Source organism: Asticcacaulis sp. P2_C5 (assembly GCF_056404555.1).
The window spans coordinates 45,936-65,658 of sequence record NZ_JBFUDU010000009.1 but is presented as its reverse complement, the minus strand read 5'-3'; the positions used below and the strand labels follow the sequence as shown (position 1 = coordinate 65,658).

The window sequence follows — 19,723 nt, the reverse complement described above, 5'->3', positions numbered from 1 at the left end:
CCGTTATTTTTCCATGTACATGCGGGCATTCGGGTGTACAGCCCTGCCTGATTTCGTTTGTAGAGGGGCCTGATGTCTTTACGTCGTCTTGCCAAGGAACAGCCTGCCAGTTTTACCTTTTCTCCCGCGACCCTGGAGAAGGCCAACTGGTGGATCAATAAATATCCCGAAAGCCGCCGCCAGAGTGCGGTGATCCCGCTTCTGTGGCTGGTGCAGAAGCAGGAGGGCTGGGTGTCCGAACCCGCCATCACCGCCGTTGCGCGCCTGCTTGCCATGCCGCAGATTCGCGTCTTCGAAGTCGCCACCTTCTACACCATGTTCATGCTGGAGCCGGTCGGTTCGGCGGCCCTGATTCAGGTGTGCGGCACCACGCCGTGCATGCTGCGCGGCTCGGACGCCTTGATCGCGGTGTGCAAGGCCAAGATCGGCCCCAAGGACAAACTGTCGGCCGACGGCAAGTTCACCTGGCAGGAAGTCGAATGCCTGGGCGCGTGCTGCAACGCGCCGATGGCCCAGATCAACGACTATTTCTATGAAGACCTGACGCCGGAGAACATGGCGCAGATCATCGACGATTTCGCAGCCGGCAAGTCGCCTGCCGCCGGCCCCTATAACGGCCGCAAGACGTCAGAGCCGCTGGGCGGCGTCACGTCCCTGACCGATCCGAAGCTGTATGACGGTTCGGCGGCCAAGAAGATCAAGATTCCCAATGCTCCGGTTCCAGAGGTGAAGGCGTAATGGTCGGAATTCTCGAAGACAAGGACCGTATCTTCACCAACCTGTATGGCTTCCATGACTGGGGCCTGGAAGGTGCGAAGCAGCGCGGGTGCTGGAATGCGACGAAGGACATCCTGTCCTATGGCGCGCCGTGGATTATCGACAATGTCAAGAATTCGGGCCTGCGCGGACGCGGCGGCGCCGGTTTCTCGACCGGCCTGAAGTGGAGCTTCATGCCGAAGGAGGTCAAGGACCGGCCGCATTACCTGGTGGTCAATGCCGACGAATCCGAGCCCGGCACCTGCAAGGACCGCGAGATCATGCGCCATGATCCGCACCTGCTGATCGAGGGCTGCCTGATCGCTTCCTTCGCCATGCAGGCCCATGCCTGCTACGTCTATATCCGCGGCGAATACGTGCTGGAGCGCGAACGCCTCGAGGCCGCCGTCAAGCAGGCCTATGAAGCCAAGCTGATCGGCAAGAATAACGTCCATGGCTGGGATTTCGATCTCTACGTCCACCACGGCGCCGGTGCCTATATCTGTGGTGAGGAAACCGCCCTGCTGGAAAGCCTGGAAGGCAAGAAGGGCCAGCCGCGCCTGAAGCCGCCGTTCCCGGCCGGTTCGGGTCTGTACGGTTGCCCGACCACGGTGAACAACGTCGAATCGATCGCGGTTGTCGGCACCATCCTGCGCCGCGGCGCCGCCTGGTTCGCTTCGTTCGGTGCGCCTAACAATACCGGCACCAAGCTGTTCTGCATTTCCGGCCACGTCGAGCGGCCGTGCAATGTCGAAGAAGCCATGTCGATCCCGTTCCGCCAACTGGTCGAAGACCATTGCGGCGGTATCCGCGGCGGCTGGGGCAATCTGAAAGCGGTTATCCCCGGTGGATCGTCGGTGCCGATGATCCCTGCCGAACAATGCGAAAACCTGGCCATGGATTTCGACACCCTGCGCAATCTCAGGTCCGGCCTTGGTACGGCAGCGGTCATCGTCATGGACAAGTCGACCGACCTGATCCGCGCCATTGCCCGTCTCAGCTATTTCTACAAGCACGAGTCCTGCGGCCAATGCACGCCGTGCCGTGAAGGCACCGGCTGGATGTGGCGCGTCATGGAACGCATGGTCAAGGGCGACGCCGAACCGTCCGAGATCGACACCTTGCTGGAAGTCACCACCCAGATCGAAGGCCACACTATCTGCGCGCTGGGCGACGCGGCAGCCTGGCCGATCCAGGGCCTGATCCGCCACTTCCGGCCCGAGATCGAGGCGCGAATCGCCGCCTATCGTTCGCGTCGCGCCATCCACACCGGCCACGTCATAGCGGCGGAGTAGGGAACACGATGCGGGGCAAGGTTCTGACATTCAACGGTTCGACCGGACTGATCAGCGGCGATGACGGGCGGCGTTACAGCTTCTCCGCATCCGACCTGGCGGGCGACACATCCTATGTGCCGGCCGGTTCGACCGTGGATTTCGAACCGGAGGGCGACACGGCCAGCAGCGTCTATCTCATTGCGACGGCCATGGGCGAAAAGAACAAGTGGGTGGCCGCCATCCTCTGTTTCTTCTTCGGTCCAATCGGCATCCACAAGTTCTATCTGGGCAAGAATGGCGCCGGCATCATCATGCTGGTCGGTTCGCTCATCGTCATCGGACTGCCTTTCACCATGTTCATCTCATTCATCGAGCTGATCATCTATCTGGTGAAAAGCGACCAGAGTTTCTACGAAGACTATGTCGCGGGGGACAAATCGTGGTTCTAGCGACAAACAAAGTAAAGTTCGGAGACGTGATGCGTTTCTGCGGCTTGTCTCAACAAGTTGAGGTATAGGTCAAATGGCCAAGGCTAAAGTCAACGGTGTGGAGGTCGAGTTCGACCTCGGCATGACCGTTCTCCAGGTGGCGGAACTGGCAGGCGAGGAGATTCCGCGCTTCTGCTATCACGAACGGCTGTCAATCGCCGGCAACTGCCGCATGTGCCTGGTCGAGGTGAAGCCGGGGCCGCCGAAGCCGCAGGCGTCGTGCGCCCTGCCGGCGTCCGAGGGCCAGGAAATCTTCACGAACACCCCGATGGTCAAGAAGGCCCGCGAAGGTGTGATGGAGTTCCTGCTCATCAACCACCCGCTGGATTGTCCGATCTGCGACCAGGGCGGCGAATGCGACCTGCAGGACCAGTCGGTCGCCTATGGCAAGGGGGATTCGCGCTATTCTGAGAACAAGCGCGCGGTCGAGGAAAAGTACCTCGGGCCGACGATCAAGACCTTTATGACGCGCTGCATCCAATGCACGCGCTGCGTCCGCTTCACCACAGAAGTGGCCGGCGTGACCGAGATGGGCATGATCAGCCGCGGTGAAAACGCTGAGATCACCAGCTATCTGGAACAGGCCGTGACGTCCGAACTGTCCGGCAATGTCAACGACCTGTGCCCGGTCGGCGCCCTGACCCACCGCCCGTGGTCGTTCAACTACCGTCCGTGGGAACTGACCAAGACCGAGACGATCGACGTCCACGACGCCCTGGGTGCCCATATCCGTATCGACAATCGCGGTCCGGCCGTTTTGCGCGCCCTGCCGCGCCTCAAGGAAGAGATCAACGAAGAGTGGCTGACCGACAAGTCGCGCTACGCCGTTGACGGTCTGTCGCGCCAGCGTCTCGACAAGCCCTATGTCCGCAAGGCCGGCAAACTTCAGGCTGCGTCGTGGGACGAGGCCCTGTCGCTGGTCGCGGCCAAGGTGAGGGGCGCCGCGCCGTCGAAAATCGGCGTGATCGCCGGAGACCTGTGCGACGCCGAGACCATGAAGGCCGCCAAGGACCTGTTCTACGGCATGGGCGTGACCAATCTCGACTGCCGCCAGGACGGCGCCAAGATCGGACCGGTAAGCCAATCGACGCCGCGTGAAGCCTGGTTGTTCAATTCGGGTATCGCCGGAATCGAACAGGCCGACGCCATCCTGATTATCGGCAGCGACCTGCGCCACGAAGCCAGCCTGATCAACGTCCGCATCCGCAAGCAGTGGCTGCAGAACCGGGTTCAGGTTGGTCTGATCGGCCAGGCCGTCGATCTGACCTATGACTATACCCATGTCGGTGTCGGACCCAAGGCCCTCAAGGACTTCAAGAAGAACGCCTTCCGCGACGTCCTGAAGAACGCCAAGCGCCCGGCCATCCTGATCGGCAGCGGCGCGCTGTCCGGCGATGACGGCGCGGCGGTGCTCAAGGAAGCGGCGGATATCGCCGACAGCTGCGGCGTCATCAAGGACGGCTGGAACGGTTTCAACATCGTCCATACGGCGGCGTCTCGCGTTGCGGGTCTCGATCTCGGCTTCGTACCGGTGGGCGAGGCGGTCGATGCGACGGCCATGCTGAAGGGCGCTGTCGACGTGCTCGTGCTGCTGGGCGCCGACGAAATCGACGCCACGGGCCTGGACAAGACCTTTGTCGTCTATATCGGCAGCCACGGCGATGCCGGCGCTGCGGCGGCGGATGTTATCCTCCCGGGCGCAGCCTATACTGAAAAGTCGGGCATCTATACCAACCTGGAAGGCCGGGTGCAGATCGCCGAACGCTGCGTCTTCCCGAAGGGCGAGGCCAAGGAAGACTGGGCTATTCTGCGGGCGCTGTCGGGCTACCTCGACCGGACTTTGCCCTACGATACGCTGGCCGCCCTGCGCGAAAAACTGATTACCGATCACCCGGTGTTCGGCCGCATCGACGTCAGGCCCGCCGGCAAGGCCTTTGATATCAAGGCCATCGGCGCCAAGGGCGACATCAAGGATCGCGTCTTTGTGTCGCCGATCATTGATTACTACCTGACCAACCCCATCGCCCGGGCGTCCGTCGCCATGGCGGAGTGCTCGGCGGCGCGCGGCGCTCATCTCAAGGCCGCGGCCGAGTAAGGAAACGGATTATGGATTCTTCTTTCTGGTCATCTTCGATCGGCTGGACGATCATCACGGTGCTGGAGGCGCTGGCCGTCATCATGGGTGTCATGGTGTCCCTGGCCTTCCTGCTGTGGGGCGACCGCAAGGTGTGGGCCGGCGTGCAGATGCGCAAGGGCCCCAATGTCGTCGGTCCCTTCGGCCTGTTCCAGTCTTTCGCCGACTTCTTCAAGTTCGTCTTCAAGGAAGTGATCATTCCGGCCGGCGCGGACAAGTTTGTCTTTATCCTGGCGCCGCTGATCTCCTTCGTCCTGGCCTTTGCAGCCTGGGCAGTCATTCCCTTCGGCCCGGGCTGGGTCGTGTCGAACATCAATGTCGGCGTGCTGTACCTGCTCGGGATTTCGTCGCTGGGCGTCTATGGCATCATCATGGGTGGCTGGGCGTCGAACTCGAAATATCCGTTCTTGGGCGCGTTGCGCTCGGCGGCGCAGATGGTGTCCTACGAAGTTTCGATCGGCTTCATCCTGGTGACCGTCATCCTGCTGACGGGGTCGATGAACCTGACCGATATTGTCGTCCACCAGAGCGGCGGCATCCTGAACTGGAACTTCCTGGGCGGCGGTGGAATTCTGGGCAAGGGCGTCATCAAGCTGTTCATCATGTTCCCCATGATGGTTATCTTCTACATCTCGGCCCTGGCGGAAACCAACCGTCCGCCGTTCGATCTGCCGGAAGCGGAATCGGAACTGGTCGCCGGCTATCAGGTCGAATATTCCTCGACACCCTACCTTTTGTTCATGATCGGCGAATACGCCAACATCGTCTTGATGTGCGCCATGATCACCATCCTGTTCTTCGGCGGCTGGGACTTCCCGTGGCCGCTGGGTATGGATCCGAAGAGCGGCTGGTTCATCGCCATCAGCGTCCTGACCTTCATCGTCAAGGTCGTCTTCTGGTTCATCATGTTCGCGCTGGCCAAGGCGATTGTCCCGCGCTACCGCTACGACCAGCTGATGCGCCTGGGCTGGAAGGTCTTCCTGCCGATCTCGCTGACCGCCGTCATCCTCATCGCCGCATACCGCGTTTACGGAGGCGCCCTGTGATCAATCGCATCTTCCAAGGTATCAAAGGCGCCATGCTGCTTGACTTCTGGGGGGCCACGTTCCTCGCCGTGAAGTACATGTTCAAGCACAAGGCGACCATCAACTACCCGTTCGAAAAGGGGCCGATTTCGCCACGTTTTCGCGGTGAACACGCCCTGCGCCGCTATGCCAACGGCGAAGAACGCTGCATCGCCTGCAAGCTTTGCGAAGCGATCTGTCCTGCCCAGGCCATCACCATCGAGGCTGAGCCGCGCGATGACGGTTCGCGCCGCACGACACGCTACGATATCGACATGGTGAAGTGCATCTACTGCGGCCTGTGCCAGGAGGCCTGCCCGGTCGACGCCATCGTCGAGGGACCCAATTTCGAATTCGCGACGGACACGCGCGAGGAACTTCTGTACGACAAGCAACGACTTCTGGACAATGGCGACCGCTGGGAACGCGAAATCGCCAAGGCCCTGGAACTTGACGCGCCGTATCGCTGAGTGAGGATGTGAAGATATGACCTTGATGGCAATAGCCTTTTACCTCATGGCCGCGGTGACGTGCATCGCCGGCATGCTGGTGATTACGGCGCGCAACCCCGTGCACTCGGTGCTGTTCCTGATTCTCGCCTTCTTCTCGGCGGCTGGATTGTTCGTCCTGATCGGGGCGGAATTCCTCGCCATGCTTTTGATCGTCGTCTATGTCGGCGCCGTCGCCGTCCTGTTCCTGTTCGTGGTGATGATGCTCGACGTCGACTTCGTCAAGCTGCGCCAGGGCTTCGCCAACTACCTGGCGCCGGGTGCGGTGATTGCCCTGGTCATGATGGGCGAGCTGTTCTTCGTCGGCCAGGCCATCGCCGAGCGCGGGGCGGCGGCCGGTAACGGACCGCAGGCGGCAATGCCCGGCGTGACCAATATTCAGACGATCGGCAACGAACTGTATACGACCTACGCCTATCTGTTCGAAGCCGCCGGTTTCGTTCTGCTGGTTGCCATGGTCGGCGCCATCGTCCTGACCCTGCGCCATCGCGTCTATGTCAAGCGCCAGGATATTTTCAAGCAGGTTACGCGTCGCCGCAAGGACTCGGTCGAAGTTGTACCGGCCAAGACCGGAGAAGGAATTCAGGAATGACCATTGGTCTCGCCCACTATCTGACGGTCTCGGCTATCCTGTTCACCATCGGGGTGTTCGGTATCTTCGTGAACCGCCGCAACATCATCATCATCCTGATGTCGATCGAACTGATCCTGCTGGCCGTCAATATCAACTTCGTCGCCTTTTCCTGCTTCCTGCACAATGTCCAGGGCCAGATCATGGCGATGTTCGTCCTCACCGTCGCCGCGGCCGAAGCCGCCGTCGGCCTGGCCATTCTCGTGACCTTCTTCCGTAATCGCGGCGATATCGCTGTCGATGACGCCAGCATGATGAAAGGATAAATCGTCGTGCTCACTGTTTCCGCCGCTCACGCCGCCACCGAAGCCGCTGCCGGCCTGCCTACGTCGGGCATGGCCGCTGTCGTCACCGTCTGTGTGTTTGCGCCGATCATCGGCGCGGCCATTGCCGGTTTCTTCGGCCGCCGCATCGGCAATATTCCGTCCCAGACGGTGACGACCGGCCTGTTGTTCCTGTCATGCGCGCTCGGCTGGTACACCTTTATCCAGCACACCTGGGGAGGGATGGCTGACTTTACCGTCGCCCTGCTGCCGTTCATCGATATCGGCACCTTCCACTCGGCATGGTCGGTCCGCATCGATGCCCTGTCGTCGACCATGCTGGTCGTCGTCACGACGGTGTCATCCTTAGTCCACCTCTATAGCTGGGGCTATATGTCGGAAGACGACAGCCGCCCGCGCTTCTTCGCCTACCTGTCCCTGTTCACCTTCGCCATGCTGGCCCTGGTCACGGCGGCCGACTTCATGCAGCTGTTCTTTGGCTGGGAAGGGGTGGGGCTGGCGTCCTACCTGTTGATCGGCTTCTGGTACCACAAGGAAAGCGCGTCTGCGGCCGCTATCAAAGCCTTCGTCGTCAACCGCGTCGGCGATTTCGGGTTCGCGCTCGGCATCATGACCGTCTACTGGCAATTCGGTACGATCAATTTCCACGAGCTGTTCCCGATGATCGCCGCCCACCAGGGCCAGGCGTGGGACTTCTGCGGATTCACCTTCTCGGCGCTCGACTTGGCGGCCTTCTTCCTGTTCATCGGCGCCATGGGTAAGTCGGCGCAGTTCTTCCTGCACACCTGGCTGCCCGACGCCATGGAAGGTCCGACCCCCGTGTCGGCGCTGATCCACGCCGCCACCATGGTCACCGCCGGCGTCTATATGGTCTGCCTGCTGTCGCCCTTGTTCGAATACGCGCCCCAGGCCAAGATGATCGTCGCCTATGTCGGCGCCATCACCGCCATCTTCGCCGCCAGCATCGGTTTCACGCAGAACGACATCAAGCGCGTCATCGCCTATTCAACCTGTTCGCAGCTCGGCTACATGTTCTTTGCCGCAGGTGTTGGGGCCTATCAGGCGGCGATGTTCCACCTGTTTACCCACGCCTTCTTCAAGGCCCTGCTGTTTCTTGGCGCCGGTTCGGTGATCCACGGCATGCATCATGAGCAGGACATGCGCAAGATGGGCGGCCTGGCCAAGTATCTGCCGGTCACCTACGGCGTCATGACGATCGGCACCATCGCCATTACCGGCCTGGGCATTCCCTATACGCAGTTCGGTTTTGCCGGCTTCTTCTCGAAAGACGCTATCATCGAGTCGGCCTGGGTCATGCACACGACGCCGCAGGGCATGTTCGCCTTCTGCATGGGCATCTTCGCCGCGCTGCTTACTTCTTTCTATAGCTGGCGCCTGATCGCCATGACGTTCTGGGGTAAAAAGACCTGGGAACATGGGCATGATGACCACGCTCATGGCCACGACCATCATCATGAAGTCGTTGACGGTCATGATGCTGCAGAGCCTGCGCATGATGATCACGGACATGGCCATGCTCACACGCCGCACGAAAGCCCGTGGATCATGCTGGCCCCGCTGGTCGTCCTGGCGGTTGGCGCGGTGGCGTCCGGTTTCGTCTTCGCGCCCTATTTCATCGGCGAGCAAGCCCACGAATTCTGGGGCCACGCCATCTTCACGGCACCTGACAACCACGTCATGCACGAAGCCCACCATATCACCGAAGTCTGGGTAAAGCTGGCGCCGCTGGTCGTGACCCTGCTGGGCATGGCGATGGCCTGGTACTACTACATCCTCAAGCCGTCCTTGCCGAAGAAGATGGCGGCGAACGAAGGCCCGGTCTACACCTTCCTGTATAACAAGTGGTTCTTCGACGAAATCTATCAGGCCACCTTCGTCAAGCTGACCAAGCTTCTGGGCGACTTCTTCTGGAAGGTCGGTGACGTCAAGATCATCGATGGCCTGGGCCCCAACGGCGCCGCCTGGTCGGCCCTGGCCTCGGCCAAGAAGCTGGTCAAGACTCAGACCGGCTACGTCTATCACTACGCCTTCGTCATGTTCCTCGGTGTCGTCGGGTTGCTGACCTACGTCATCGTCCTGGCGCACCACTAAGGGGAAACGGAAACCAAATGCTGCCTGCCATCCCCAATCTTCTCAGCATCATTACCTTCGCGCCGTTGTTCGGCGCGGCGGTGATCATGATCGTACGCGCCATGGCGCGGAAGGACGACGAAGCTGTCATCGCCCGCAACGCCAAATGGATCAGCCTGTGGACGACGCTCGCCACCCTGGTCTTGACCGCAATCCTGGCCCTGCAATTCAAAGGCGGCGTTGCCGGATATCAGTTCGAAGAACATTATCAATGGTTTGGACCAATTTCCTACCATATGGGTGTTGACGGTATCTCGATCCTGTTCGTCGTTCTGACCGCCTTCCTGATGCCGATCTGCATCGCGGCGTCGTGGACTTCGGTCAAGAACCGCGTCACCGAATACATGATCGCCTTCCTGCTGCTGGAAACCCTGGTCATCGGCGTCTTCACGTCGCTGGACCTGTTCCTGTTCTATATCTTCTTTGAAGGCGGCCTGGTGCCGATGTTCCTGATCATCGGGATCTGGGGCGGCAAGAACAAGATCTACGCTGCCTATAAGTTCTTCCTCTATACACTGCTGGGATCGGTCCTGATGCTGGCGGCCATGCTGTATATGGTCAATGCCCTGGGTACGGCCGACATCCCGGTGATGACGGAGATGCTGACCAGGACGCCGTTCCCCGTCGTGGTCCAGGGCTGCCTGTGGTTCGCCTTCTTCGCCTCGTTCGCCGTCAAGATGCCGATGTGGCCGGTCCACACATGGTTGCCAGACGCCCACGTTGAAGCGCCGACCGCCGGCTCGGTCATGCTGGCCGGTATCCTGCTGAAACTGGGCGGCTACGGTTTCATCCGCTTCAACCTGCCCATGTTCCCCAATGCCAGCGAGATGTTCGCGCCTTTGGTCATGGCTCTGTCGGTCATCGCCGTGGTCTATACGTCGCTGGTTGCCTTCCGCCAGACCGACATCAAGAAGCTGATCGCCTATTCGTCGGTCGCCCACATGGGCTTCGTCACCATGGGCATCTTCGCCGGCAACCAGCTGGGTGTCCAGGGCGCCATCTACCAGATGATCAGCCACGGCGTCATCTCGGGCGCGCTGTTCCTCTGTGTCGGCGTTGTCTATGATCGTTGGCATACGCGTGAGATCGCTTTCTACGGCGGTCTGACCAAGCTCCTGCCGCACTATGCCTTCGTCTTCCTGCTGTTCACCATGGCCAATGTCGGCCTGCCGGGCACGTCGGGCTTCGTCGGTGAAATCACCACCATGACCGGCGCCTACCAATGGGGCACTTGGGTGGCCCTGGTTTCGGCTTCGGGCGTCATCTTCTCGGCGGTCTACGCCCTGAACCTGTACAAGCGGGTGATGTTCGGTGTCGTCATCAACGACGAACTCAAGAAATATCCCGACCTGAGCGTGCGTGAAATCGCTATCTTCACGCCTCTGGTCATCAGTACGCTGCTGCTGGGCGTCTATCCGGCCTTTGTTTTTAACTTCACCACTGCCAGTGTCGACGGGCTTGTAGCTGCCTATCGCGCTGTCATCGGCGGATGAGGATGGACCTCGCGATGAACTTTCCCGCTTTCACCCTGGCGCTTCCCGAAACCATCCTCGGGGTCAGCGCACTTCTGATCCTGGTCTTCGGCGGTTTCCGCGGCGACAAGGGCATGACCTCCATCAGCGCCCTATGCGGCGTCGCCCTGATCGCTGCGGCCTTCGCGGCGGCTTATCCTTCGACGCCGTTGGGGCAGGGCTTCAATGGTTCCTTCCTGTCCGACGGGGTTTCGGTCTTCGCCAAGGTCGCCATCTATATCGCCGGCGTCTTCGTTATTGTTCTGGGGCAAGGGTATTTCGACCGCCTGAAGAACCGCCGCTTCGAATTCCCCATCCTGGTCCTACTGGCCACGCTGGGCATGAGCATGATGGTCTCGGCAGGAGACCTGATCGCGCTGTATATCGGCATCGAACTTCAGTCCCTGGCCATGTATGTCCTGGCCGCCTTCCGCCGCGACGACCCCAAGTCGTCCGAAGCCGGCCTGAAATACTTTGTCCTTGGCGCCCTGGCGTCGGGCCTGCTGCTGTACGGCGCCTCGTTGGTCTATGGCTTTGCCGGGTCGATGAATTTCCACGATATCGCCCGCGCTTCGGAAACCAACCTTAATGTCGGCCTGATCTTCGGTCTGGTCTTCCTGATTTGCGGTCTCGCCTTCAAGGTTTCGGCGGCGCCCTTCCATATGTGGACGCCCGACGTCTACGAAGGCGCACCGACCCCGGTCGTTGCCTTTGCCGCCGGCGCGCCCAAGTTCGCCGCCATGGTGCTGTTTGCCCGTCTGCTGCAGACCGGCTTCCCGCACCAGGTCGATCAGTGGCGCCAGGTCATACTGGTCATCAGCGTCCTGTCCTTTGTCATCGGCGGCCTGGGCGGCCTGATGCAGAAGGATTTCAAGCGCCTTCTGGCCTATTCGTCGATCGCCAATATGGGTTATGCCCTGCTGGCCGTCGCGGCCGGCACGTCGGGTATCCCGGCGCTGCTGATGTTCTTCTGCCTCTATATGGTCGACAATCTCGGCCTGTTCTCGGTCGCGATCTCGCTCAACAAGAAGGGCGGCGAGCCGGTGTCACGGATCGATCAGTTCGCCGGCCTGTCGAAGAGCAATATGCCGCTGGCCATTGTCCTGACCATGCTGTCCCTGTCCGTACTGGGCATGCCGCCCTTCGGCGGTTTCTGGGGCAAGTTCTACATCTTCGGCGCGGCCATCGGTGCCGGCCTGTGGTGGTTTGCGGCGGCCGGCCTGGTCGCTTCGGTAATCGCGGCCTTCTACTATCTGCGCATCATCAAGCTGGTTTGGTTTGATGCTCCCGTGGTTGAACTGGAACCGGCGCCGGCCGAATCGAAGTGGATCGCCTTTGCGGCGGCTGCCTTCTCCTTCCCGGGCGTGATCGTCTTCCTGATCTTCGTCTCCGGCATAGCCACGGCCGCGGCCGTCGGCTTCGGCGTCTAGGGGCCAGGGACGGTGGCCGATTTCGAGATCTTCGAGACCCTGCCGTCCACCCAGGAACTGAGTCTGGCCCGGCTTCGCGCCGGTCGTAAGGGGCCAGGCTGGATTCTGGCCAAGGAACAGACCAAGGGGGCAGGGCGCCATGGTCGCATATGGATCGGCACCAAGGGCAATTTCATGGCGTCGCGCTGGGAAACCATGGCGATCGATGTTCGCCGTGCGCCGCAGCTGTCCTTTGTCACCGCCCTGGCCGTCTATGAGATGCTGCGACCGCTGATCGCCGATACGGATCAGGCGATGCGTATCAAGTGGCCGAACGATATTTTGCATAAAGGCCGCAAGCTATGCGGAATCCTGGTCCAGACCGAGGCGTCCAATGAGCCGGACCATCTGGGTGTGGTTATCGGCATCGGCATGAACCTGCGCGTAGCACCGATCATCGAAGGCGCCCTGACGGTCGCCCTTCGTGACATCAATCCGGCCGCCGTCAAGTCGCTCGATGCGGTCGGGCTGTTGCATAAGCTGAACGGCCATCTCGATGGCGTGCTGGATCTGTGGCGCAGCAAGGACTTCAGCGATATTGCCAAGGCGTGGATGAAGCGCGCCTATGGCCGCGATCGCATGGCCAGTGTCACGGTTGACGGCCTGGCCGTCTCAGGAACGATCGTCGGCCTCGATGAATTCGGCGCACTTCAGATCAAGGCAACGGATGGTCAGGTCTATACCGTGACCGGTGGCGACGTCGAATACGGAGCCCTGCATGCTGCTGGCCATTGAACAGGGCAATACCAATACCCTGTTTGCCATTCACAACGGCACGGAGTGGGTGGCGCAGTGGCGCGTGGCGACCGACACGCGGCGTACCGCCGATGAATATGCCGCCTGGCTGTATCAGCTGATGCAGATGCACGACCTGGATTTCAAGGGCATTTCCGACTGCATCATCTCGTCCGTCGTGCCGCAATCCCTGTTCAACCTGCGCAAGCTGGCGCAACGCTACTTCAACAAGCCGCCGTATGTTGTTGGCGAAAATACGGTTTTGAACCTCGATATCCGCATCGACAAGCCGCGTGAAGCTGGCGCTGACCGTCTGGTCAATGCCATCGGCGGTCACATTACCTATGCGGGCCCGCTGCTGATCATCGATTCCGGAACGGCCACGACCTTTGACGTCGTGGCGGCGGATGGTGGCTACGAAGGCGGGGCCATTGCGCCGGGTATCAATCTGTCGCTTCAGGCGCTGCACGCCGCTGCCGCCAAGCTGCCGCGTGTGGCCATTGAGAGACCGGCGCGAAAAATCGGCAAGGATACGGTCAGCGCCATGCAATCCGGTATTTTTTGGGGCTATGTCGGCTTGATTGAATACCTCATCGCCGCTATGCAGGCCGAATACGGCCAGAAGATGAGCGTCATTGCCACCGGCGGGGTAGCGTCCTTGTTTGAAGGCGCCACGCAGAAGATTGATCATTTCGACCATGATCTGACTTTGCGCGGCTTGCTTGAAATCTATAAGCGTACCTTGTCGCAAAGTTGAGAATGAAAAGTCACAAAGACGAACTCGTGTTCCTGCCGCTCGGTGGGTCCAATGAAATTGGTATGAACCTGAACCTGTACGGGTTCGGGCCAGCCGATAACCGCCAATGGATCATCGTCGATGTCGGCGTGACCTTCGGTGATCTCACCACGCCGGGTATCGAGGTGATTGCGCCCGACCCGGAATTCCTCGTGGGTGAAACCATCCTGGGGATCGTGCTGACCCACGCCCATGAAGACCATATCGGCGCCCTGGGCTGGTTGTGGGACAAGATCAAGGCGCCGGTCTATGCGACTCCCTTCACCGCCTTCCTGGTACGCGAGAAACTGCGCGAAGCCGGCGTGCTGGATGACGTCGACCTGACCGAAATTCCGTTGAATGGCAACGTCAAGTTGGGCCCGTTCGACATTGATTATATTACGATAACCCACTCCATTCCTGAGCCCAACGGTCTGGCGATCAAGACACCGCTGGGCACCATATTGCACACCGGCGACTGGAAGATCGATGACGAGCCGATCACCGGCAAGCCGACCGACGTCAGCGCGCTTACGCGTTATGGTGACGAGGGCGTGCTGGCCATGGTCTGCGATTCGACCAATGTCTTTGTCGAAGGTCGCGCCGGGTCGGAAGCCGATGTACGGGGCGAACTCGAAAAGCTGATTCGCACGATGAAGAAGCGTGTCGCGGTCGCCTGTTTCGCGTCGAACGTGGCGCGGATGGATTCGGTGATGCGCGCCGCCATGGCCTGCAAGCGCCAGGTTTGCCTGGTCGGCCGGTCGATGCACCGCATGCTGGCTGCGTCGCGTCACGTCGGTCTGATGCAGGGGATTCCCGATCCGATCAGCGAAGGCGAGGCGGCCAATCTGAAGCCGCATCAGGTGCTTTATCTGTGCACTGGGTCGCAGGGCGAACCGCGCGCCGCACTGTCGCGCATAGCCGATGGCAATCATCCGCTGGTCAAGCTGAAGGAAGGCGACGCCTGTGTCTTCTCGTCGCGCGTCATTCCGGGCAATGAGATCGCCATCCGCTCCTTGCAGAATCGCCTGTCGGATCTGGGTGTCGAAATTCATACCGAACGCGACCATCCCGGCATTCACGTCTCCGGCCACCCGTGCCGTGACGAACTGAAGGACATGTATGGTTGGGTGCGGCCGAAGATTGCCGTGCCGACGCACGGCGAACGCCGGCATCTCCTGAAGCACGCCAGCCTGGCGGCCGAACTGGGTATCAAATATCAGATGACGCCGCGCAATGGCGACATGGTGCGCCTGGCGCCCGGCCTGCCCGAGATTATCGATGAGGTTCCCGCCGGCCGCCTGTTCGTCGACGGCGGCATATTGGTGCCGGAAGCCAGCGAGGCGCTGCGCGAACGCCGCCATGCCGCGCACAATGGCATGATCTTCGTCGCATTTGCCCTCGATGGCAAGAATCGCCTGGCTTCGATCGTCGACGTCCGTGGTCTGGGGCTGGCGTTTGAAAACGATGACACCATCTCTGATCAGTTGGAGAAGATGTGCAATATCGTCGAAAAAGCGGTCAAGGGCCTGAGCCCCGAAGCGCGCGAAGACGATGAGACGGTTGAGATTGCGGTCGCGCGCGTCGTTAAAAAGGCGGCCCAGACGATCTGGGATCGCCGGCCGATCGTCGAAACCATTATCCTGCGCACCTGATTTTTCGCGCTTTTCACAAAACTGTAACCGCCGAAAGTTATCTTTCGGCGGTTTTACGTTTCGCGCGCAGGCCGAATTCATCAAACCAGCGAGTGCTGTAATATTGTGCCGAAAACAGGTGGCAAAGAACGCCGATATCAATGTTGATTGCTGCATTTTGCGCGATATTGGTTAAGTTAATTCGTTAATAAATATTAACCATATATGTATTTGTATAATAACAAATATATATGAAGTGTCCACTACAAATCAATATTGACGATATAGGGTGACGGCAAAACGGCTTCTCAAGTGGTTAACCCGAGAAGCCGTTGTAAGCCGATGGAATCGCTGGATTCTTCGGGGACGCGAATATAACGCGCGCCCAGTCGAGATTTGGTCAGGATTTAACCATGACGTAGCTGCCCGGCGCGTCCTGAAGCGGCTTGAACTTGCCCTTGGCCGGATCGCGGGCGGGAACCATGTCACCGGACAGCTTGCTCAGCCAGTCGCTCCAGTGCGGCCACCATGAACCGGCATGTTCGGATGCGCCTTCCAGCCATAGTTCGAAGGTGTCGGGGTGGGAGTCGTTCAGCCAATGCATGTACTTTTGTGCCGCCGGCGGGTTGACGACACCGGCGATGTGGCCGGAACCGGCCAGGGTAAAGGTCACAGGTCCACCGAACAGTTTTGAGCCCTTATAAACGGAGAGGGGGGGGGCGATGTGATCTTCGCGGCCGGCCTGTTCATAGATCGGGATCGTGACCTTCTTCGGATCGATCCGCACACCGCCCAGCACCAGGTGTCCTCGCGCCAGGGCGTTTTCACCATAGAACCGGCGCAGATAGAAGAGATGCAGCGCCTTGGGCATCCGTGTCTGGTCGGCATTCCAGCACAGCAGGTCGAAGGGAGTCAGATCCTTGCCCATCAGGTAGTTGCTGACGAAGAAGGACCAGATCAGGTCGTTGGCGCGCAGGGCGTTGAAGGTGTCGGCCATGGCCGCGCCGGGCAAAACCCCGCCGGCGGCATCCATCTGGCGTTCCAGTTCCTTCAGCCAGGTTTCGGACGTAAACAAAAGCAGGTCACCCGCTTCGGTAAAGTCGTGCTGGGCGGTGAAGAAGGTCGCCGAGGCGATCGATGTATCGCCTTTTTCCGCCATATGCGCCAGGGCGCATCCCAGCAGGGTGCCACCGATGCAATAGCCGACCGCATTGACCTGCTTGGCGCCGGTCTGTTCCAGCACCTTTTGCGTCGCTTCGTAGATTCCGCCGAACATATAGTCTTCGAAGCTGGTGTCCTTCATCGATTTGTCCGGATTGACCCAGGACGTCACGAAGACGGTGAAGCCCTGGCCGACCAGCCATTTTATCAACGAATTCTTGGCTTGAAGGTCGAGGATATAGAATTTGTTGATCCACGGCGGGAAGATAAGAAGCGGGATCTCATGAACCTGTTCGGTCGTCGGGCTGTATTGCAGCAGCTCGAAATAGATGCTGCGGTAAACGACCTTGCCCGGAGTCGTGGCGACGTTTTCGCCGACCTTGAACCGGCTGTAATCGGCCTGGCTGATCATCAGCTTGCCGTCGCCGCGCGCCAGGTCGTCGGCGAAGCGTTCCATACCCTTGACCAGGGTCTCACCCTTGGATTCAAGCAGGGCGTCGATGGCGACGGGATTGGTCAACAGGAAATTGGCCGGCGACATGGCGTCGGTCAGGAGCTTGGTGAAAAACTCGGCGCGTCGCTTGACCAGGGGATCGATGTCGTCGACGCTGCCGATCAGCTTGTTCAGCCAGTTGGACGACAGAAGATACGACTGGCGCATCATGTCGTACATCAGGTTCTGCTCCCAGCGCGGATCATTGAAGCGTTTGTCACGAACAGGCTTGGTGGCCGTCTGTTCGGTACCCAGGGTACGGCGGGCCATCTGACCCCACAGTTCAAGATAGCCGTTAAGCAAATCGCTCTGAGCCTCGACGACCTTGTCGGGTTTTGCCGCCAACGAGGTCATGACCTGGGTCATGGCCGGCCCGACTTGGAACGGATCGACCGGACCACCAGCCTCCGCGTCGGGTGTTTTCATGACGGTCTTGGCCAGTACGCTTTGCGCTGTCATGGCGGCCTTGGCGATATTGACCGACAGTTCTTCCATCCGACGCACGCTGTCGGCGTCGAACAATTGCACATCGGGCGTGGCCGCAGCGGGACTGGCCTTTGGCTCCGCAGGCGCTGGCTTGGGCGCGGGGGCGGGCTTTGCCTCCGAAAGCTTAGCCTGGGAAACCTTTGGTGACCCAACCTTAGGCGCGATGGTCTTTTTTGCTGCCGCCTTTGGTTTTGCCGATATTTTGGCGGTCGGTTTTGCAGCATCCACTTTCGCCGCCGGTGTTTTTTTCGGGGTCTTGCTCATCCAAATCCTCACAGCTTTCCCGCCTGAAGCGCTTCCCGATAAAGTGGCCACCACTTTTCGGATAAGAAGCGCGACAACACAAAAGCTAGAGCATTTCCACCGATCAGTATGATCGGGAAATGCTCTAGATCGATTGCAGTGCGGTAAATCTCGCCGTAAAATCAACTCAATTTTTATTTTTATTGATGTAAGCCTATTCACGGGCGTAAAATTTTGCTCTTGATGCGCCGCCGTGCGCGGGGTGCAGACTGCGCGGACGGTGAGTGATTTTGCGGAGACGGTTGTCATGACGATCATGCCGGTGGGAATGCGCACGCTGGCCGGCCTTTTGGCCGGGGCCGCCGTCTGTCTGACGGCCGGCGCAGCCGTTGCACAGGAAGACGCCGTTTCGGCCGCGCAACGCCCGGTCGTCCACGCGCCGACCGTCGTAGCGCCGGTCCGGCCGACAGTCGATACCCTGCCCAAATGGTCGGAATTTCCGGTTCCGCCTTCGGACGTGCCCACGGTAGCCGAGTTCGCCCAGCGCGTTAATAGTCAAACCAAGGCGTCCGCGCAGTTGAAGACCGAGGTTTCCGCCCTGACCTGGGACAAGGAAAAGCCGGAGCCGTACGCCGATGCGACACTCAGCCGGCTTAATCCGATCTATATCAAGCGTCTGGATGCGACGCTCAGCCGTCAGGAAATTGAGGCCCTGGCCGCCGAATTGCGCCGCCGTGCGGCGCCGCCACCGCCAGCGGATTAACCTGAAGGACGCTGTTCGTCCTGTTCAAGCGGGTGGCAGTCTGGTAACAGAATTCGAGGATCCGCGTAACGCACGCGATCCCGGTGTAGCACGCATAAAATAAGAAACGGCTGCATATCCCGCCAACTTCCAGCCAGAAGTCTCCAATATGCCAGAAACTCTTGATATTCATAACACAATGACCAATTCCGCTGCCGGCTTCGACCTCAGTCTCGACATTGTTCGCGTCGCTGAAGAAGCGGCCATTGCCTGCTACGCGCAGGTTGGGGGCGGCGACGAAAAAGCGGCCGATCAGGCGGCAGTCGACGCCATGCGCAAGGCGCTCAACGCCATCGACATGGACGGCCGTATCGTCATAGGCGAGGGCGAGCGCGACGAAGCGCCCATGCTGTATATCGGCGAAAAGGTCGGTACCGGCAAAGGCCCGGCCATCGATATCGCGCTCGATCCGCTGGAAGGCACCACCCTGGCGGCCAAGGCCATGGCCAATGCATTGGCGGTTATAGCGTTTGCGCCGCGCGGCGGCATGCTGCACGCCCCGGACACCTATATGGACAAGCTGGCCATCGGGCCGGGCTATGCCAAGGGCGTCGTCGATCTCGATGCATCCCCCGAAGAAAACGTCCGTTCGCTGGCCAAGGCCAAGGGCGTGCCGGTGTCGGAAATCGTCGCCTGTGTGCTGGACCGCCCGCGCCACGACGGCATCATCACCGGTTTGCGCAAGGCCGGCGCCCGGGTTCACCTGATCACTGACGGCGATGTCGCCGGCGTCATCCATACCGCCCAGCCGGAAACCGGCATCGACATCTATATAGGGCAGGGCGGCGCGCCGGAAGGCGTCCTGGCATGCGCCGCATTGAAATGCGTCGGCGGCCAGTTCCAGGGTCGCCTGGTTTTCCGTAATGCCGACGAGCGTCAGCGCGCCGAACGGTTGGGCCTGACCGATTTCGAACGCAAATACGATCTCGACGACTTGGTCAGCACGGATGCTGTTTTTATCGCCACCGGCGTGACGCATGGCGCGTTGTTACGCGGCGTGCATAAAGAAGTCTCTGCCCGTGGCGAGGTTTTCGTAACCACGGAAAGCCTGGTCATGATCTCCAAGACCGGTACGGTGCGCCGCCTGTCGATGCGCCGCCCCTGGAAGGGTTAACTTGTA

The 19,723-nt window shown here is 60.2% G+C and carries 18 protein-coding genes; 17 read left to right on the top strand and 1 reads right to left on the bottom strand.

Annotation, left to right across the window (positions count from 1 at the left end):
* The first annotated feature begins 72 nt into the window (after positions 1-72).
* The 14 genes from nuoE to AC1DXO_RS16435 all read left to right on the top strand — a co-directional run bounded on the left by nuoE (position 73) and on the right by AC1DXO_RS16435 (position 15,439).
* The gene (gene nuoE / locus AC1DXO_RS16500; protein WP_476979265.1) at positions 73-738 is read left to right on the top strand and encodes an NADH-quinone oxidoreductase subunit NuoE; all 666 of its coding nucleotides are present in this window, start codon (positions 73-75) and stop codon (positions 736-738) included.
* Positions 738-2,051, top strand: a complete 1,314-nt coding sequence (gene nuoF / locus AC1DXO_RS16495) for an NADH-quinone oxidoreductase subunit NuoF (RefSeq protein ID WP_476979264.1) — start codon at positions 738-740, stop codon at positions 2,049-2,051. The genes nuoE and nuoF overlap by 1 nt, the downstream gene beginning before the upstream one ends.
* 8 nt (positions 2,052-2,059) lie before the next feature.
* On the top strand, positions 2,060-2,482 hold the full coding sequence (locus AC1DXO_RS16490) for a TM2 domain-containing protein (protein WP_476979263.1): 423 nt from the start codon (positions 2,060-2,062) through the stop codon (positions 2,480-2,482).
* 73 nt (positions 2,483-2,555) lie between these two features.
* A complete protein-coding gene (gene nuoG / locus AC1DXO_RS16485; RefSeq protein WP_476979262.1) occupies positions 2,556-4,616 on the top strand; it encodes an NADH-quinone oxidoreductase subunit NuoG in 2,061 nt (686 codons plus the stop codon).
* A gap of 11 nt (positions 4,617-4,627) precedes the next feature.
* The gene (nuoH, locus tag AC1DXO_RS16480) at positions 4,628-5,701 is read left to right on the top strand and encodes an NADH-quinone oxidoreductase subunit NuoH (RefSeq protein ID WP_476979261.1); all 1,074 of its coding nucleotides are present in this window, start codon (positions 4,628-4,630) and stop codon (positions 5,699-5,701) included.
* On the top strand, positions 5,698-6,189 hold the full coding sequence (gene nuoI, locus AC1DXO_RS16475) for an NADH-quinone oxidoreductase subunit NuoI (protein ID WP_476979260.1): 492 nt from the start codon (positions 5,698-5,700) through the stop codon (positions 6,187-6,189). The genes nuoH and nuoI overlap by 4 nt, the downstream gene beginning before the upstream one ends.
* A gap of 16 nt (positions 6,190-6,205) precedes the next feature.
* The gene (locus AC1DXO_RS16470; RefSeq protein ID WP_476979259.1) at positions 6,206-6,820 is read left to right on the top strand and encodes an NADH-quinone oxidoreductase subunit J; all 615 of its coding nucleotides are present in this window, start codon (positions 6,206-6,208) and stop codon (positions 6,818-6,820) included.
* Positions 6,817-7,125 (top strand): NADH-quinone oxidoreductase subunit NuoK, encoded by a 309-nt coding sequence (gene nuoK / locus AC1DXO_RS16465; protein WP_476979258.1) that lies wholly within the window; start codon positions 6,817-6,819, stop codon positions 7,123-7,125. Before AC1DXO_RS16470 ends, nuoK begins: the two co-directional genes overlap by 4 nt.
* Before the next feature lie 69 nt (positions 7,126-7,194).
* Positions 7,195-9,255, top strand: a complete 2,061-nt coding sequence (nuoL, locus tag AC1DXO_RS16460) for an NADH-quinone oxidoreductase subunit L (protein WP_476979459.1) — start codon at positions 7,195-7,197, stop codon at positions 9,253-9,255.
* 17 nt (positions 9,256-9,272) lie between these two features.
* A complete protein-coding gene (locus tag AC1DXO_RS16455; protein WP_476979257.1) occupies positions 9,273-10,787 on the top strand; it encodes an NADH-quinone oxidoreductase subunit M in 1,515 nt (504 codons plus the stop codon).
* 14 nt (positions 10,788-10,801) lie between these two features.
* Positions 10,802-12,235, top strand: a complete 1,434-nt coding sequence (gene nuoN / locus AC1DXO_RS16450) for an NADH-quinone oxidoreductase subunit NuoN (RefSeq protein WP_476979256.1) — start codon at positions 10,802-10,804, stop codon at positions 12,233-12,235.
* Positions 12,236-12,247: 12 nt separating this feature from the next.
* A complete protein-coding gene (locus AC1DXO_RS16445) occupies positions 12,248-13,009 on the top strand; it encodes a biotin--[acetyl-CoA-carboxylase] ligase (RefSeq protein WP_476979255.1) in 762 nt (253 codons plus the stop codon).
* Positions 12,993-13,766, top strand: a complete 774-nt coding sequence (locus AC1DXO_RS16440) for a type III pantothenate kinase (RefSeq protein WP_476979254.1) — start codon at positions 12,993-12,995, stop codon at positions 13,764-13,766. The genes AC1DXO_RS16445 and AC1DXO_RS16440 overlap by 17 nt, the downstream gene beginning before the upstream one ends.
* A 2-nt stretch (positions 13,767-13,768) precedes the next feature.
* Entirely contained in the window at positions 13,769-15,439 is a 1,671-nt protein-coding gene (locus tag AC1DXO_RS16435) for a ribonuclease J (protein WP_476979253.1), read from the top strand.
* Positions 15,440-15,818: 379 nt separating this feature from the next.
* Here AC1DXO_RS16435 and phaC read toward each other — a convergent pair whose 3' ends face one another.
* Positions 15,819-17,567, bottom strand: coding sequence for a class I poly(R)-hydroxyalkanoic acid synthase (phaC, locus tag AC1DXO_RS16430; RefSeq protein ID WP_476979252.1), 1,749 nt, complete (start codon positions 17,565-17,567; stop codon positions 15,819-15,821).
* Here phaC and AC1DXO_RS16425 point away from each other — a divergent pair.
* The 3 genes from AC1DXO_RS16425 (at position 17,548) to glpX (ending at position 19,717) form a co-directional block, all read left to right on the top strand.
* Positions 17,548-17,934 carry a hypothetical protein gene (locus AC1DXO_RS16425; RefSeq protein ID WP_476979251.1) on the top strand — a complete coding sequence of 129 codons (387 nt, stop codon included), beginning with the start codon at positions 17,548-17,550 and terminating at the stop codon, positions 17,932-17,934. The two genes, phaC and AC1DXO_RS16425, sit on opposite strands and share 20 nt — an antisense overlap.
* A 174-nt stretch (positions 17,935-18,108) precedes the next feature.
* Positions 18,109-18,564, top strand: a complete 456-nt coding sequence (locus AC1DXO_RS16420; protein WP_476979250.1) for a hypothetical protein — start codon at positions 18,109-18,111, stop codon at positions 18,562-18,564.
* Between the two features lie 178 nt (positions 18,565-18,742).
* On the top strand, positions 18,743-19,717 hold the full coding sequence (glpX, locus tag AC1DXO_RS16415) for a class II fructose-bisphosphatase (RefSeq protein ID WP_476979458.1): 975 nt from the start codon (positions 18,743-18,745) through the stop codon (positions 19,715-19,717).
* Positions 19,718-19,723: the final 6 nt, after the last annotated feature.